The 892-nt window shown below is 50.2% G+C and carries 1 pseudogene; it reads left to right on the forward strand.

Annotated elements, in window-relative coordinates:
* Positions 1-892: pseudogene (locus B5F34_RS17190) on the forward strand (TonB-dependent receptor); the annotation flags it as partial.

Raw genomic sequence — 892 nt, forward strand, 5'->3', positions numbered from 1 at the left:
AGCCTTTCAAATGGTTGGACGTAGAAGTAAATGTGAAGTACGTGCATACCAATCTGGACAACCCCTTGTACACCGATTTGGGTGGCTTGCTTTATCATGATATAGTACGTATGTGGCCGACCATGCCTTTCCAGGATCCCAACGGACACTACATGCGTAACGGTAAATTGGCGCAGTTGACCAATGGTAGCCGCTCTGTGACGGACAACGACAATGTTTATCTGCAAGGACAACTGGTGTTCCATCCGCTGAAGGGCTGGAATATCTATGCTAATGCAGGTTTGCGCACCATCAATGAATTCCGCAAGCAGAACCTGAATACAGTATATGAATACGGTGTGAATGAAGAACCCTATACCTTGGCTTACGGTAGCAATTATCAGGCAGGCCAGACCGGTGCCATGCAGCGTTGGTTGCGTGCCAACCACCTGACCACCAGCTTGTACACCGACTATGAGTTTACGGTAGCTGATGACCATGCTTTCAAGGTAATGGTGGGTATGAACACGGAGAAATACAACAACCGCGTGATGAGCGTGGAGCGTATGGACCTGATTACGGAGAACGTGCCCGAAATCGGTGCTGCTACCGGTGAGGATGTCATCAACGATGCTTCGGCCTATTCATGGGCTACGGTGGGCTTCTTCGGACGTATCAACTATGACTATAAAGACCGGTATTTCGTAGCCGCCAACGTGCGTTACGACGGTTCTTCCCGTTTCCTGCGCAAAGACCGCTGGGGTACGTTCGGTTCGTTCTCTTTGGGTTGGAACGTTGCACGCGAGGAATTCTTCCCCTTGGATGAGACCTTGATGAGCCAGTTGAAGCCCCGTATTTCTTGGGGTACGCTGGGCAACCAGAACACCTCTTCCTATTATCCCATGTATCTGTC

The organism is Mediterranea sp. An20 (genome assembly GCF_002160055.1).
GTDB classification, from domain to species: domain Bacteria; phylum Bacteroidota; class Bacteroidia; order Bacteroidales; family Bacteroidaceae; genus Bacteroides; species Bacteroides avicola.